Annotated in this window: 1 protein-coding gene; it reads right to left on the bottom strand. The window is 72.2% G+C overall.

Annotated features, from left to right (window positions below; translation table 11 throughout):
• Positions 1–248: beta-ketoacyl synthase N-terminal-like domain-containing protein (locus tag KMS84_RS40480; RefSeq protein ID WP_285894521.1), on the bottom strand; the 248-nt coding region annotated here is incomplete at both ends.

Genomic DNA, 248 nt, shown 5'->3' with positions numbered 1-248 from the left:
GAACACGCCGTGTCCACCGTCACCGCCGGCCCCTCGAACCCGAAGGTGTACGAGATCCGCCCCGACGCCACACTCGGCAGGCTGCCATGGAACAGGTGGCCTTCCAGAGCACCGGTCTCCGGGCCCAGGCGCGACGCGTAGTCGTCGTACATCACGCCGGCGAAGACGCCGGTCCGGCTGCCGCGCAGGGAGGCCGGGACGATGCCCGCGCGCTCCAGCGCCTCCCAGGACACCTCGAGCAGGAGCCG

Origin of the sequence: Streptomyces hilarionis, assembly GCF_024539675.1 — a bacterium.
GTDB classification, from domain to species: domain Bacteria; phylum Actinomycetota; class Actinomycetes; order Streptomycetales; family Streptomycetaceae; genus Streptomyces; species Streptomyces hilarionis.
This window is presented reverse-complemented; position numbering and strand designations above follow the sequence as displayed.